Origin of the sequence: Parachitinimonas caeni (assembly GCF_030129945.1) — a bacterium.
GTDB lineage: Bacteria > Pseudomonadota > Gammaproteobacteria > Burkholderiales > Chitinimonadaceae > Parachitinimonas > Parachitinimonas caeni.
The window spans coordinates 48,616-62,827 of the sequence record NZ_JARRAF010000017.1 but is presented as its reverse complement, the minus strand read 5'-3'; the positions used below and the strand labels follow the sequence as shown (position 1 = coordinate 62,827).

The 14,212-nt window shown below is 58.9% G+C and carries 14 protein-coding genes and 1 pseudogene; 6 read left to right on the top strand and 9 right to left on the bottom strand.

The genetic code is table 11. The features are described 5' to 3' along the window. Window positions 1-164: 164 nt before the first annotated feature. Both PZA18_RS14630 and PZA18_RS14625 read left to right on the top strand, forming a co-directional pair. Complete coding sequence (locus PZA18_RS14630; RefSeq protein WP_284101602.1) at window positions 165-809, top strand: helix-turn-helix transcriptional regulator; 645 nt, start codon at window positions 165-167, stop codon at window positions 807-809. Then, window positions 806-1,777 (top strand): threo-3-hydroxy-L-aspartate ammonia-lyase, encoded by a 972-nt coding sequence (locus PZA18_RS14625; protein ID WP_284101601.1) that lies wholly within the window; start codon window positions 806-808, stop codon window positions 1,775-1,777. The genes PZA18_RS14630 and PZA18_RS14625 overlap by 4 nt, the downstream gene beginning before the upstream one ends. 69 nt (window positions 1,778-1,846) lie before the next feature. Here the strand turns inward: PZA18_RS14625 and PZA18_RS14620 are convergent, their stop codons facing one another. The 9 genes and pseudogenes from PZA18_RS14620 to PZA18_RS14580 all read right to left on the bottom strand — a co-directional run bounded on the left by PZA18_RS14620 (window position 1,847) and on the right by PZA18_RS14580 (window position 8,696). Further along, complete coding sequence (locus tag PZA18_RS14620) at window positions 1,847-2,197, bottom strand: hypothetical protein (RefSeq protein ID WP_284101600.1); 351 nt, start codon at window positions 2,195-2,197, stop codon at window positions 1,847-1,849. A 133-nt stretch (window positions 2,198-2,330) separates the two neighbouring features. After that, a pseudogene (locus PZA18_RS14615) lies at window positions 2,331-2,447 on the bottom strand (prepilin-type N-terminal cleavage/methylation domain-containing protein); the annotation flags it as partial. Window positions 2,448-2,635: 188 nt separating this feature from the next. Then, a complete protein-coding gene (locus tag PZA18_RS14610; RefSeq protein WP_284101599.1) occupies window positions 2,636-2,818 on the bottom strand; it encodes a type II secretion system protein in 183 nt (60 codons plus the stop codon). Between the two features lie 230 nt (window positions 2,819-3,048). Further along, the gene (locus tag PZA18_RS14605) at window positions 3,049-4,164 is read right to left on the bottom strand and encodes a M23 family metallopeptidase (RefSeq protein ID WP_284101598.1); all 1,116 of its coding nucleotides are present in this window, start codon (window positions 4,162-4,164) and stop codon (window positions 3,049-3,051) included. Continuing rightward, on the bottom strand, window positions 4,164-5,345 hold the full coding sequence (locus PZA18_RS14600; protein ID WP_284101597.1) for a hypothetical protein: 1,182 nt from the start codon (window positions 5,343-5,345) through the stop codon (window positions 4,164-4,166). The genes PZA18_RS14605 and PZA18_RS14600 overlap by 1 nt, the downstream gene beginning before the upstream one ends. Beyond that, window positions 5,342-6,559, bottom strand: a complete 1,218-nt coding sequence (locus PZA18_RS14595) for a hypothetical protein (RefSeq protein ID WP_284101596.1) — start codon at window positions 6,557-6,559, stop codon at window positions 5,342-5,344. The genes PZA18_RS14600 and PZA18_RS14595 overlap by 4 nt, the downstream gene beginning before the upstream one ends. Continuing rightward, complete coding sequence (locus tag PZA18_RS14590) at window positions 6,552-7,292, bottom strand: hypothetical protein (RefSeq protein ID WP_284101595.1); 741 nt, start codon at window positions 7,290-7,292, stop codon at window positions 6,552-6,554. Before PZA18_RS14590 ends, PZA18_RS14595 begins: the two co-directional genes overlap by 8 nt. Beyond that, window positions 7,289-8,164, bottom strand: coding sequence for a hypothetical protein (locus PZA18_RS14585; protein ID WP_284101594.1), 876 nt, complete (start codon window positions 8,162-8,164; stop codon window positions 7,289-7,291). The genes PZA18_RS14590 and PZA18_RS14585 overlap by 4 nt, the downstream gene beginning before the upstream one ends. 37 nt (window positions 8,165-8,201) lie before the next feature. Next, window positions 8,202-8,696 carry a type IVB secretion system protein IcmW gene (locus PZA18_RS14580; protein ID WP_284101593.1) on the bottom strand — a complete coding sequence of 165 codons (495 nt, stop codon included), beginning with the start codon at window positions 8,694-8,696 and terminating at the stop codon, window positions 8,202-8,204. A 381-nt stretch (window positions 8,697-9,077) separates the two neighbouring features. Between PZA18_RS14580 and PZA18_RS14575 the strand changes: the two genes are divergently transcribed. The 4 genes from PZA18_RS14575 to PZA18_RS14560 all read left to right on the top strand — a co-directional run bounded on the left by PZA18_RS14575 (window position 9,078) and on the right by PZA18_RS14560 (window position 14,039). Beyond that, window positions 9,078-9,500: a helix-turn-helix domain-containing protein gene (locus PZA18_RS14575; protein WP_284101592.1), complete on the top strand. Its 423-nt coding sequence runs from the start codon at window positions 9,078-9,080 to the stop codon at window positions 9,498-9,500. Window positions 9,501-9,888: 388 nt separating this feature from the next. After that, the gene (locus PZA18_RS14570; RefSeq protein WP_284101591.1) at window positions 9,889-12,609 is read left to right on the top strand and encodes a M1 family metallopeptidase; all 2,721 of its coding nucleotides are present in this window, start codon (window positions 9,889-9,891) and stop codon (window positions 12,607-12,609) included. Between the two features lie 312 nt (window positions 12,610-12,921). Continuing rightward, window positions 12,922-13,569 (top strand): LysE family translocator, encoded by a 648-nt coding sequence (locus tag PZA18_RS14565; RefSeq protein ID WP_284101590.1) that lies wholly within the window; start codon window positions 12,922-12,924, stop codon window positions 13,567-13,569. Window positions 13,570-13,583: 14 nt separating this feature from the next. Continuing rightward, a complete protein-coding gene (locus tag PZA18_RS14560) occupies window positions 13,584-14,039 on the top strand; it encodes a YybH family protein (RefSeq protein WP_284101589.1) in 456 nt (151 codons plus the stop codon). Window positions 14,040-14,212 lie beyond the last annotated feature (173 nt).

The following is a 14,212-nucleotide window of genomic DNA, read 5'->3' as shown; positions in this document are numbered from 1 at the left end:
ACCCACCTCTGCGGCCGATACGATACCAGTCGGCGCGAACTAATGCTTGTTGCTGTTGGCCCTGATACCAATATCGGCCTTCCAGCGAAAATAGCAAAGGTATTGCGAAGAAGGAACTTCAGCACCAGAATAAACAAATCGTCAATTATTGACTTTTTGTCAAAATGTTACTGACCGAAGACCAATTATTGCTGCGAGAGGGCCAGAAAATTGTCGAAGCGCTCGGCAAGACCTTGGCGCCATTGGTAGAAGTCGTTCTGCACGACCTGACCCGCCCTGACCATGCCATCACTGCAATCGCCAACAATCTCTCGGGTAGAGCCATTGGTGAACCAGCCAGCAATATAGGCCTTGCACGGATTCTCGACCCGGCTTTTCCTGAAGTGTTGCAAAACTACCCAAGCCAGTTTGCCGACGGCCGTCCCGCCAAAAGTACGTCGATTGGGTTGAAAAACAGCCAGGGGCACTTCGTTGCAGCCATCTGCCTGAATATGGACACCAGCCAGCTAGCGGCAGTCAGTAACAGCCTCACCCAGCTTATTCAAACCGAGCACTCACCGCTCGACCACGCAGGCACTCCGGCACGCACCCGCATCGACGCAATCCAGAGCGCGCTGGAGCACTTTGCAGCAAGCCGCAATACCACGCCCAGGGGCATGACTGTCGCACAAAGACGTGAAGCCATCAGCGCCCTGGCGGCCAATGGCTTGCTGCTGCAACGCAATGCTGTCGCCGACATCGCGCAGATGCTCGGCGTCGCCCGATCCACCGTTTACACCTACCTCCCACCAGAAGGTGATCCCCCATGAGCAAACTGGCCATCGACTTTGCAGACATTGCCGCAGCACACACCCGTATCGCCGCAGCGATCCACCGTACACCGGTATTGCACTCGCGTACGGCCGATCAGCAAACCGGCGCACAGCTGTTTTTCAAATGCGAGAACTTTCAGCGCATGGGGGCCTTCAAGATGCGTGGGGCATTCAATGCCCTGTCGCAGTTCACACCGGCACAGAAGGCGGCCGGGGTAGTGACTTTCTCCTCGGGCAATCACGCCCAGGCCATTGCCTTGTCGGCACAGGAACTTGGCATGCAGGCGGTAATCGTCATGCCGGAAGATGCCCCTGCCATCAAAGTCGCCGCAACGCGCGGCTATGGCGCCGAAGTGGTTCTCTACGACCGCTACACCCAGGACCGAGACGCCATTGGTCGCCAGCTGGCCGAAGAGCGTGGCCTGACGTTGATCCCGCCCTATGATCATCCCCACGTCATGGCAGGCCAGGGCACCGTTGCCAAGGAGCTGATTGAAGAGGTCGGGGAGCTGGACCTGCTGCTGGTCTGTCTGGGCGGGGGAGGTCTGCTATCGGGCTGCGCGGTGGCGAGCCGGCATCTAAGCCCCGGCACGCGCATCATCGGTGTCGAACCAGAGGCCGGCAATGACGGCCAGCAAAGTCTACGAGCGGGGCAAATCATCCGCATCGACACCCCGCAGACCATTGCGGATGGCGCGCAAACCCAGGCCCTGGGTCAGCATACCTTCCCGGTTATTCGTGAATACGTTGACGACATCGTGACCGTCAGCGACCCGGCACTGGCGTCTGCCATGCAGTTCTTTGCCAGCCGCATGAAGATGGTTGTCGAGCCGACAGGTTGCCTGGCAGCCGCAGCGGCACTGTCAGGCCAACTCGACATTCAGGATAAACGGGTAGGCATCGTGATTTCTGGCGGGAATGTCGATATGCGACGCTTCGCCGAGCTGGTGGCCCCGCTTGCTTGAGAAGATCGAATAAAAGCGAAAAAAATGGCGCAATCGCTGCGCCATTTTTTAAGCGTCACTTCGACCTACTCAGGAGCAACCATCCCCCGTTGCGGTAGCGGTCTTCGGTGCTGGAGTGGCCACGCTGGAGCCATCGCAATCCCTCACACCACCCCCACTGCTACCACCGCCGAAAGCACGGGTTCCCTTGGTACTGGCGGTGCTGACCGCCACCGCAGTCGGGCTATCATTGGCAATCAAAGCGACGTTATTCGAGAGCTTGAACGTAAAGGCATTTTGAACGAAATTTCCAGCCGTCACAGACCAGGTGCCGGTCGTGCCCGTCGCGCTAGCGGCCTCGGATTGCGCACTCGCAGAGCCCGAAGCAATGCCCAGTGCAATAACCCCACCCACGATGACAATCTTGCTGCTTCTTTCCATGACTTATTCTCCTGAATGCACGATTTACACTATCAAAAACCGCTGAAAGAATCGGAGCAAACTCGGCTTAGCTTGTGGTATTCGAAGCAGCCGAAGTCAGGAAATTGCGGGCATCCGCCTGGGCAGCTTTATCCTGCCCTTTCTTCTGGTACTCGCTGAATTGCGGAATGGCGATCGCTGCCAGGATGCCGATGATGGCAACAACGATCATCAGCTCAATCAAGGTAAAACCTTTCTGCAAGTTCTTCATTGCAACATCCTTTCGTTCAAATTGAGACTACCAGGTTGTTTGTCACACCAAACTGCGAAAACTGGACCCTCGAACCACTCCCTGCCAACGCAACGACCAAGCTCGTGTCGACAACCCGACACAAACCCTCTCCCCCCAAAAGGGCGGCGACTCTCCCTCCAGCGACAAGAGCTCAAGACCAAGAGCACCTAGTTGCTGGAGTTTGCTGTAGCGGCGCTGATGAAATTGCGCGCATCAGACTGCGCTGACTTGTCTTCAGCCCGCCGGATGAAACCCAAGGCCTGCACTATTGCGATGGCGGCCAGAATGCCGATGATGGCCACGACGATCATCAACTCAATCAGGGTGAAGCCTCGCTGCAGCTTTTTCATAGCACGCCTCACAGCAAAATTCTTGGTTAGCCTTACCTTAGCAATGGCAATGCCAATGCGGTGACTGGGCGGGATGATCGGTTCACACCAGACAGAAGGCGCCATGCAACCGCCGAGCGGTGGGATGTTTTGGATGACGCCGCGCGTTCGCGCACAGTTGCCTGTCAAGAAATGTCACATCTTGCTGCGTGGCGGCACCACGAACACAAAAATCTATATATGTCAAATGCTTATTTCTTGATTGGTGCAGATTCCTGCTGACTCGTCATTGCCTTCATCCGGCTATCCTGCGCGCTGCGGAAATTGGCCTCGACCCTTGGTTTCAGCTCGCGTTGCGTCGCGTAGAGGGTCCATAAAGACAGCAGCAGCTCGGCATGTTGTTTCTTGCGGTCAATCTCCTGCCGCAGGCGTGCCGTGGTAGCCATCATGCGCGCGTATTCCACCCAAAGTGCTCGATCACTCCAGCGGGTCAAGCCTTCGTTCCACTCCCACGATGCGAAGCGGCGGCTGGCTTCGGTCTGCAGCATGGCGGCAAACGAGAGCTGGCCGTAGTGGCGTGGCAGGGCTGGATTGCTCATGCCGTAGCGACTGCCATTGCTGAGGGGCGACGTCTTGGAGCGTTGCAGGTCCTGTGCGGCCACCCATTGCGGCCCCTCCTCCAGCGGCAGCTCACCTTGCTTGCGCTGCTGGCTGAGCGCGCGGGTATCGCCAGCGGTCTGCCCGGCCTCCTGCAGCGGAAAGCTCGTGCAAAGCTGGCTGCCGGGCTCGACAGCTTCCCAAGCCTGCTTTTCTTCCGGTAAACCATGGGTAGCCGTGATGTCAGCCTTGGCACGGCCTTGCAGCAACCAGCGATCCAGCTCCTTGCGCCCTGTCGCCGCACGGGAATACGCCAGATGAAAGCGGCTCTTGGCAGCCTCATTCCCCGCCGTGCCGGCATCGCTTGCCTGGCCGGCAACAGCAATCGGCTTGCCGGCATTGGCCTTGCCGGCCTTTTCAAAGCCGCCTGAGGCATGGATGCTCCGCCGGAACGGCTGGCCCTCTTTCGGTTCGAGCACGGCATCCAGGCCGCTCAGAAACACGGCATCGCCGTTTTTACGCTCGATCACGACCATATTCCCCTGGCCACTGAGGTAAGTCGAACGCATCTCGCCATCGGCAGGCGCCTGCAGCTGACCCGCCCGTGCCAGCTCGAAATCCAGGCCGGCATGGCTACGCCCGTCCGGCAACCGGCCATACGGTGCCACCGCCACCAGCTTGCCCTTGGCGGGGTCAACCAGACATTGTTCGCCCGCCATCGCCAGCCAAGGCCAGAACATGCCCAGCGCCGCCCAGCACCGCCACCCCATCAGGGTGCTCCGGAACGGTTGCGGATCTGACTGTCAACGCTGGCCCGGCGATTGGCCTCGACTCTGGCAGAGAGCGGAGAGTTGGCAATCTCGCTGGCAACCAGATTGGCCAGCATGGCTTCCATCCGCTCCCATTGCCGATACTGCTGGCCTTGCACCATCAGATCGAACCCCTTGACCTTCAGCAACTCGACCATCAGGCCCCGTTCGGTCTGGCGGGCCAGGGCCTTGTTCCAGTCCTGATGTTTATCGCCACCAAAGTAGACCCCGGCAAGCTGATCCATCTGTTTGACCAGACCGGGTTCATCGCCTTCACGCGGACTATGGGCAAGGCGGATTTCCTGCATGGTCTGCATGGCCGGCGCCAGCAAGGCGTCCTTGCGCAGCTTGATGGCAAGGTAGGCATCCATCTCGTGCAGGGAATGGGGAGGGCTGTTCGCAGGCAAGGTGGGCGGCGGTGGGTCGGGCTGGCCGAACATATTGTTGAGGAAAACCTGCTGCGCCCGCTGCCGATTGGGCTTGTCACCATCGAGCAGGCTGCCGAAATGAACGCTGGCACCGATACTGTCCTCGCCCAGCAGCTCGGTCGTATCCGAGCACAGACCGTTGCTCGACAACTGCTTGTCGCAATAGCGCAGGTTATTGGTCACACTCAGGTTACGCGTCCAGATCGGATTGAAGTACTTGCCGGGGCCGGCATCCAGCTGCCCCACAGCCTTGGCCGCCTCTTCGCTCAGGGCATCTGCGGCTGCCGTCAGCTTGCGAGACGCCGCGTAAGTGTTGCAGGGTTCGAAGCCCTGTCCGAACTTGGGGTGAAAATCAAAATAGGCTTTCTGGATACGACGTGAACGATCGGTCTCGACCATCACGGTTGCCAGGGCCTCATCCCCCGCCTTGTTCACGGCCGCCAGCTTTTCTGACGAAATATTCTTCTGCTTGGTCAGCACCTTCAGCGCCGCCATGATCTCCTGAAAATTCCGCTCCTCCTGCTTCGAAATGATCTTCACCATGGTCTGGATGCCTTGGTCGATCACATTCTGGCTGGTTTGAAACGCCGCATTGACCATTGGCCAGATGAAGTCGGGGCAGTAGTAGGTCGCCAGCGCTGCCGAAGTAAACAGCGCAGGCAGCAGCAACAGACGCCGCCCCTGCGGCAATCCCCTCTCCAGCGGCAAACTCATGGGCTTCCCCCTGCCGAATTCATGGTTGCTGCAGTCGTCCGCGAGCGCACCAGCGCGACATGCGCGGCCAGAACCTCTTCGCGCAGACGCTCGCCGCGCAGCGCCAGCATGGCCGCCAGATTGGCACTGATACGCTCGTTGCGCCGGTACTCTTCCACTCGCAGCCAGGCTTCCAGCCCATGCAACTTGTTGACTTCAATCAGCACCCCCCGCCCAACCTGTTGCTGTAGCGAGGCCGTCCACTGCGCCGCACCGTCACCACCAAAATACTGGCCCAGACGATTTGCCAGCAGCTCGCTTGGCGACTTGCCATCCAGCGCCTTGCTGCGGGTATTGGCCAGCGCGACCGCCTGCAGGCTATAAGCAGGAATCGAAGTCAGTGTGTCCTTGCGGTATTTGTAATACAGATAAGACTCGCCCTCGGGAGACAGCTTGCCGTCGGCGTGCGGCGGCGAAGGGTCGGGCAGGCCCACCACATTGGCAATAAACAGATCCCGGCCTTTGCGGGTTTCGCTGTCCGGGTCGAGCGGACGGAACAACAGCGAGGCATCACTATCCGCGCCTGCCGCCGGCCCTTTGTTGGCACAGAGCCCAAGCTTGGCTTCCTCTTCGGTGCAGTGGGCGTAGATATGCCGGGTGATGCGATCACGCAACGTGTTCACCGGGTCGCCAAAGCGGCCGGCGGTGCCATCCAGCTCCCGCACCGCCGTCCAGACCTGCTCAGGCAGATCCTGATAAGCCTGGCGCAGCTTCTGGCTGTCGGTCTGTACCTTGCAGGCAAAGTAGCCTTGGCCGGTACTTGCGCCAAAACGCGCCATGACATCCTGGCGGGCGGCTTCCTTGTCGGTTTCGACGATGGTTTTGGCCAATGCCTGCTTGCTGGCCTTGGTCACGGCAGCCAGTTTGTCGGTGCTCACCACCACCTGTTTGGTGTTGACCTTGATCGCCGCCAGAATCTCCCGCGTATCGTCATTCAGCTGTTTGACGATGGTTTCAGTCGCCTCGGCCAGCCACTCCAGCGTCATCTCGGTCGTCGGAATGATGCCCGATGCAATCACCATCGCCTCCGCCGGCCCGCCGCATTGCAGGGCAAATGCCGCGCCGCTGGCCAGCGCACCTGCCAGTGCCAGTGCCGCCATGCCCCGCCTGCCATGCCCCGGCAGCAGGTCCAGAACAGATGAAGCCTGCAGTGCAGAGCGCCGCCACTCATTCATCGTCGCCGGCCCCCCGCTGTTTCAGCTGCTCCAGCAGAACATGGCCAACCAGCGCATTGGCGGCATTGCGTGACAAGTCCTCAAGCTTGATGGCCTTGCATTCCTCCTGCTTGCAGGCGCTCTCCGGCGTGCTGCGCAAGGAGGCTACCTGCTGTACATAGTCCATGCCGGCCGCCATGCCCGGACGATCCAGCACCAGCGGAGCCGCCCACGCGCCGTAGTCCGCATCGCCGCCCTGCAAGGCAGTGGGCACCAGCTCGCAGGCATGAGCCTGCGCCTCAGCCACGCTGCAATACAGGCGCTTGTGTTGATCCATCTGACTCTTTGACAGCTCAAGCAGATCCAGCCCCCCCCGGCTGGCCAGGGCCAGTGTGCTGTCGGCCGTGGCGTCAACCATCGCTGCCAGACTGCGCGCCCAATAGCGATCCCGCTGCAGGGTGTCGCAGGACGTCGCCAGCGGTTGACCGGCAAATCGGCCGAAATCGCGCACCTTGTCCAGAATGCGGCGATTCACCGATATCGACACCACACCCGTCGCCTGACCATCGCTCCCCGCTTTGACCGTGGCGGCCACTTTGTCGGCCATCACCGCCTCCTGCTTGTCCACCACCTTCCAGGCTGCCACCGCTTCACGCGAAGCATCCTGCCAGTTGCGGATGTCGTAGCTGGCCAGCGTGCCGGTAGTGATGCCGCTCATGACCAGCCCCATCCACAGCCAGTGCCCGCGTCTCATTGCTTGCCTCCTGCCGTGCTGCCGGGCGCTGAAAGATCACTCGGCTTGGTCCACGATACCCCGTAGTTACTGTTGACGTTCTCGACGGCCTGCAGGCTGTCGCGGGCCCGGTCCAGACGGTCCTTGGCAGCGGTCAACCCCTCCCCCTTGGTGCCGTTCTGGCGCAATCGGTCGTACTCAGTACGTGCCTCGGTGTATTCGCGCTGCGCGGCGGACTGGATTTCCCCAAGGTTCTGGCTGAACAGGCCCTGCGTGCCTTCCTTGATCTTGCTGAGGTCGAGTTTCGTGCCCTTGATACTTTCGCTGGGGAAGGTCGGTACATCGGTCTTGCCCCCACCGCTAGCACCGGCTGGCAAAAAGGCCCCCGCTCCACCGCCAGTGCCCTGACCGCTTCCATAGTCGCCTCCCCCCCCTGCAGGCTGTGCCCCGGCCTTGATTCGCGGCTCGATCCCGCGTGCCTGCAGACCGTTGTTGAGGTTCTCGATGGTATCGCCGGCAGCACTGCGTACCGCCCGGCAGACATTGCGCAAGGCCGGGTCGTATTGCTTGTTGAGTGAAGACAGCTGGGCAGACACCTTGCCGGTGTAATCGGTAATCAGGCCGGAGAGATCGACATCCTGGCTGGCCCAGTCGTGCAGACAGGTCGAGAAATATTTCGAGGCATCCGGCGCAATCGCCGCCATCTCGGTATGGATGGACAAACCATCGGTTGCAGCCTTGTTCAGCTCGCAGGTCTGAGAATCCACCTTGCCCGACGAACCCGCCGTAGCCAGCATCATCACCGCAAACGCCATCCCACCCGCAAACATCGCCGCCAGTTTGGCGTAATCACGCTGATAACCGAGCCAGTCAAGGCAGGCTGACAGATTCATCGCGTACCCTCCAGACACCGCAACGCACGAACACCACCTAGGCTCTGTTGACGTTAGGTTGCGGCAAGTCATCGTCCGGCTCGGCATCGTGCCGGACCGCCTGCCGACGCAGCCGCTGCCGACTTTCTGCTTCAGCGGCCTGTTTCACTTCCAGCAGATGGTCCACCAGCAGAACGCTACGCCTCACCAATTGCCAATTGGCGTCGGCAATAGCGTCCCCCTCGGCAAATAGCTGGGTAAATACCTCGGCAAAATCAGGATGCTGCTTCCACATAAATGCCAGGCACGCCATGCGGCGGCCAAAACTTAAATGCGCCATCAAATCATAAAACCGGCCGGAACGCGGATCGAGGTATTTAGCCGATTCGCGACCAAATTGCGTCAGCGCATCCAGCCATTCCTCCACCTCTCGTGGCGAATGCGCCGGATGGTCGGCCGTCCAGTCTTCAGACTGTTCTAACTCACGGATAGTATTTAATAAATCTTGACCCAGACATTCGCTGACAAAACGCTCGACAGCCAATTCAGACAAATCCAATTCCGGGCCTATCCGTTCGTATTTGTTCAATACGGATATAAACAATCTATTTAATCCCGTGCCAGGTTTTGAATTCAGTATTAGACCAATTTGAAGTGACTTGCCTGATTTGAAATACCTATTTCACCCCGCCATGACACCAGCCCACCCCAAATGCGAAACCTCGCCAAATCAGCTTGCTTTTGCCGGGCTGTCCGACCAAGGCAGCAATACCGGGACATCGGCATATTGACCTAAGTCCAGCAGCCGCCTGGCCGGCCAGCGCCATCACAAGAACGGCGTCGCTTAAAGAGCTTCCATCGTTTGGATAGTTGCAGCGTCGTTTGTCCATGTTATGCTCGGCCGCTTTCCCCTATTTACAGAAACCTGACAACCGTGTCCGACTTTGCCTCACGTCTGCGAGAACTGATCGGCGACCAGCCGTTGTCGGTGTTTTCTCGCCGGGTGAGCCTGAGTGAAAGCCTGCTGCGTAAGTATCTGACCGGTTCTGAACCCAGCCTGGGTCGTGCCAGCCAGATTGCCCGAGCGACGGGCTGCTCGCTCGAATGGCTAGCCACCGGGGACGGCGAGCGCAACCGGCAAACTGAAGCGATTGATCTGGACGCTCTGGAATTGGCCGCCAGCCTGACGTTTGATCGGCTGGGAAATATGACCAATGTTCATCACGAACCCAGAGCCATGAAACTGGTCATTGCGCTGTACCAATACCTGCAAGCCACCCGGCTGGAAGATGGCGGCTACGACCGTGTGGCCGCACGCAACTTCCTTGGTTACTTAAGTAGTCTGTGTGGCCTGTAGGCGTTTCAAGGCTGTCAGAGAGCCGTGGGCAGCGCCTGGAAACCGATTTTTAGCAGTCAAACACCGACAAGAAGTCACCGGCTCCCCCAGGTTCTGTTGACGTAAGGTTTACAGAACCTAGGCTCTGTTGACGTTTTGTTTCCGCTCGCGCCGGGCCCGGAGGGTTTCGACGGATTTGGGCCTGCTGCGGTGTTAAAAACCGCTTGCTTAGCTCACTAAGCGGCGCGCTTTTCGCCTTGCATCAGGCCCAAATCCGACGAAACGCGATCCGGAAATAAAATGTCAACAGAGCCTAAGTGACCAGATACCCATCCCATTTTCCGGTGGGCGATGCGCCAACATCCAGCCCCCGTTTGGCGGTCCGTCAATAGACCGCAGAGGAGTCCGCATGCCTACACCCCGTCAGTCCCTGATTGCCCTGGCCATCGGCCTTGCGCTGGGGCTTTCCAGCACCGGCGCAGAAGCTGCCCGTCACCACAGCAAGAAGCCCGCCAAAGCCAAACACAGCACTCGGGCTGCCAAGTCCAAGAGGGCACCGCCTGTTGCGACCCCAGCCAAGGCCGAGGAAACCAGCCAGACCAGCGAAGCGGCGATGCAGCTGGACAAGTCGGTCACACCGACCGCCTACGCCGTCGAGCTGACCGTCAATCCCAATCGTGAAAGCCATATTGGTAATGTCAAAATCGATCTGAAGCTGGCTGCCGCGACCAACCAGATCCGGCTTTCCGCCCGCGATCTGAAGATCGGCATGGCCGAGCTGACACCAGCAGGTGGCCATCCGCAACGTGCAGTGGTTGAGCGAGACAGCGAACACACGGTGATCCTGCGGTTCAAGCGCTCGTTGCCTGCCGGCACAGCCAAGCTCGAAATGGCCTTCTCCGGCCATATCGAGGGCAAGGACACTGACGGCCTGTTCCGCCAGAAAGACGGCAACGAGTGGTATGCCTTCACCCAATTTGAGGCAACCGGCGCCCGTAGCGCCTTTCCGTGCTTTGACGAACCCGGCTGGAAAACCCCCTGGACCTTGAGTCTGCGCGTTCCGCAGGACCATGTGGCCGTTGCCAACTCGCCAATGGTGTCCGAGACCCCGGTTGAAAAGGGCTGGAAGATCGTCCGCTTTGCCCCGACCAAGCCATTGCCGACCTATCTGGTTGCCTTTGGCGTTGGCCGCTTCGACGTGGTCGATGGCGGATCGCTACGCGACATGCCAATCCGTTTCATCACCCCGAAAGGGCGCGGCCCCGATGCCCGCTATGCCGCAGAAGTCACTGCCAGCATCGTGGACCGGCTGGAACGCTACTTCGGCATGCCCTACCCCTATGAGAAGCTGGATTCAATGGTTCTGCCACTGACCGTGGGCTTCGGTGCCATGGAAAACGCCGGTCTCATCACCTACCGCAGCAGCCTGATGCTGGCTGCGCCCGAATTTGAAACCGCTCACTTCAAACGCGACTATGTGGCCGTGGCTGCGCACGAGCTGGCGCACCAGTGGTTCGGCAACCTCGTCACCATGAAGTGGTGGGATGATCTGTGGCTGAACGAATCGTTTGCCTCGTGGATGGGGGACAAGATCACCGATCAAGTCAAACCCGAGTGGAATTGGGGTGTCGAAAGCGCCTACGCCCGCGCCAATGCCATGCAAGCCGACCGCCTGGCCTCGGCCCGCAAGATTCGTCAGCCGGTGACCACTTACCACGATCTCGGCAATGCCTTTGATGGCATTACCTACAGCAAAGGCCAGGCGATGCTGACCATGATCGAATCGTGGATGGGGCCGGAGAAATTCCGCGATGGCGTTCGCCGCTACATGAAAACCCATGCCTGGGGCAATGCCACGGCCGAAGACTTCATCAAGGCTGTTGCCGGCGACTCACCGAAAGTGGCGGCTTCCTTCCGTAGCCTGATCGACCAGCCGGGCATCCCCCGCCTTGATCTGACCAGCCGTTGCGACAACGGCAACACCAGGCTCAGCATCAAGCAAAGCCGCTGGGGCGGTGGCAACCAGCATTGGACACTGCCGTTCTGCTACAGCGCAGATGGTGCCGCAACAAAATGTGAAGTCATTGAAACGCCACAGACAGAAATCACCCTTGCCGGCTGCCCAACTGTGCTGGATGCCAATCCGGGTGGCGTGGGTTACTACCGGCCGATCTATCCCAAGGGCGGCCTGATGGCGCTGCTGGATGGCCCCATCGACAGCAAGAATCTGAATGGCCTGCTGGCAACGCTCGACGACGTGCAAGCCCAGTTCAACAGCGGTGATCTGCCAGCCACTGAAGCTCTGGCCATTGCAGAACGCTATGCCGCCCATCCGCGACGTGAAGTGGTCGAGCAGACCACCGAAATCGTCGAAGCGGCTGAACGCCTGCTGGAGGCCAAACAGCGGCCAGCCTTTGCCGCGTTGGTGCGCAAGATCTATGGCCCCAGACTGGCCGCACTGGGCCTGGACGAAAAGCCCGGCGAGAGTGACGACGACCAGATGCTGCGGGCCAACCTGATCCGGCTGATCGGCAAGCTGGGAGATGACCCGCAGCTGGCACAGGAAGCGACCCGCCGTGCCCGATCATGGCTGGCAGACCGCAAGGCCATTGCCGGCTCGCTGGTGGAGCCGATTCTGGTCGCGGCCGCTCGGCATGGCGACGCCAGTTTGTTCGATGCGCTGGTCAAAGCAGTCAGAACGAGCAAAGACCGCGCCGAGTTGCGCCGCTTGTATCAGGCACTGGGCAGCTTCAGCGATCCGGGGCGTGCTGCCGCAGCCCGCAAGCTGACCCTGGCACCCGAGCTTGATCCGCGTGAAGCCATGACCATTCTGAGCGAAGGGGGACGCGATTCCTTGCTGGCCGCCGATACCTGGGCCTTCCTGCAGTCGAACTTCGACGAGCTGGCCAAGCGCCTGCCACGCGATTACCCGGCAGGCTTTCCGCACAAAGTCAGCCACCTGTGCGAGGCCGGAGCACGGCAGGAACTAGCCAGCTTTATGGGCAAACGGGCCGACAAGTATGAAGGCGGCCCCCGCGATCTGGCTTTGGCGCTGGAGTCAATCGACCAGTGTCTGGCTACACGCAAGCAGCAGTCGGCCAGTCTGGCCAGCATTTTTGGCCAGAGTTAGAGCCCGTATCACCTGAACGGAAGTGGTCTTGATCAGTCCATCCAACAATCGCCACCCGCTATGGGTGGCGATTTGTTTTCCCGGCGTGATCCCACGTATGGCAAGAAAATATTCAGGCACCGCAAAACATTCTGACGAGTAAATAAAATGCCGGTGCCGCGATTTGAATAGATAAAGAGATATTTTCAAATGCCCCAAACCTTACAATGCAAGCAGGGTGATTCATGGCCGCGAATCGATTCATCTGAAAAATAAATTAATTGCCCTCTATTTCATCCAAATTGGCCAATGCCCTTTACAGGAGACCGCCGAATGATTGACTTAACTATCTTGCCTTTATTCCTGTCAGCCATTGCCATTTTGCTGGCCGTACCCGGACCGGACATGCTGCTGATTTTCTCGCAGTCGGTCAGTAATAGCTGGCGGCATGGTGCCGCTTGTGGTCTGGGTATTGCCCTGGCAGGGGTGATTCAAACGCTGCTGGTGACTTTCGGTCTTGGGCATATCCTCGAAACCATGCCGAACGTGGCTTTTGCCATCAAACTGATCGGAGCGATTTATCTGGCCTGGCTGGGATTCGGTCTGGTGCGGAACTGGGCACGTACGCAGACCAGCCCCACTCCGAACCACCGGCCCACGCCCCGCAACGTTCCGGTTTCCAGGCTGATCACCGCAGGTTTGGTCAACAACCTGCTCAATCCCAAAGCCCTGTTGTTCTTCAGCCTGTTCCTGCCTCAGTTCGTCAACCCGACCTTGGGCCACAGCAGTCTGCAGCTGTTCACCCTGGGCATGCTGCTGACCAGCCTCGCGCTGCTCTACAACCTGCTGGCCGCCTGGATCTTTGCCAGGGCGCGCGCCAGGGTCGTGATGTCGGCTCGATTTTCCCGGCACAGCAGTGGTCTTCTCGGCTTGCTGTTTTGGGGAATGGCCGCCAGGCTGGCGCTCAGCAAAACCCAGTAAACCGGATATTTGAAATGAAACGATTTTTCAAAATACTCTTTTTAGGATTCGCCCTTATGCTGGAAACCACCCAAATCAGCGAAGCTGCAGAATGCGATTTTGACTGCACTTTGCAACAGCACCTGAATGCCATAGAGAAACGGGATTACCCGGCATTTGAGAAGACGCTTACCAAGGGCAAAAATCTCACCTTGATTTTGCCTAATGGCCATTTCAGTGAGAGCGCCGAGCAATTTCGGGCCATGATGAAAGAATGGTTTGCCGATCAAAGCTGGAAACTCCAATACCGCCTCGTCAGCAAACAAAAGTCGGTCGATATGGCGAGTGCTTTATTACTTGTCAGCTATGACGAAAAGGACGAACACGGAAAACTGCATCATCTTGATTACTACTTGAATTTGATTTTCAAAAAAGAAGGATCGCATTGGGCCCTGGTGCATGATCAAAATACCTTGATCGCCAAGCGCTAAGCGCTGCCAATGGCGGGTGCCTGGTCTTCATCCAGAAGGCGATGAAACCAGCACCCGCCCTTTTTGGCTGCCAGATCTCTCCCGAGGCAGATCCTCCTGGCGCAATATCGCCGCATTTGCTTACAAAATTCTTTCAAACGGGTAATGCGAGTAACATAGTCAACTCTTCTGGC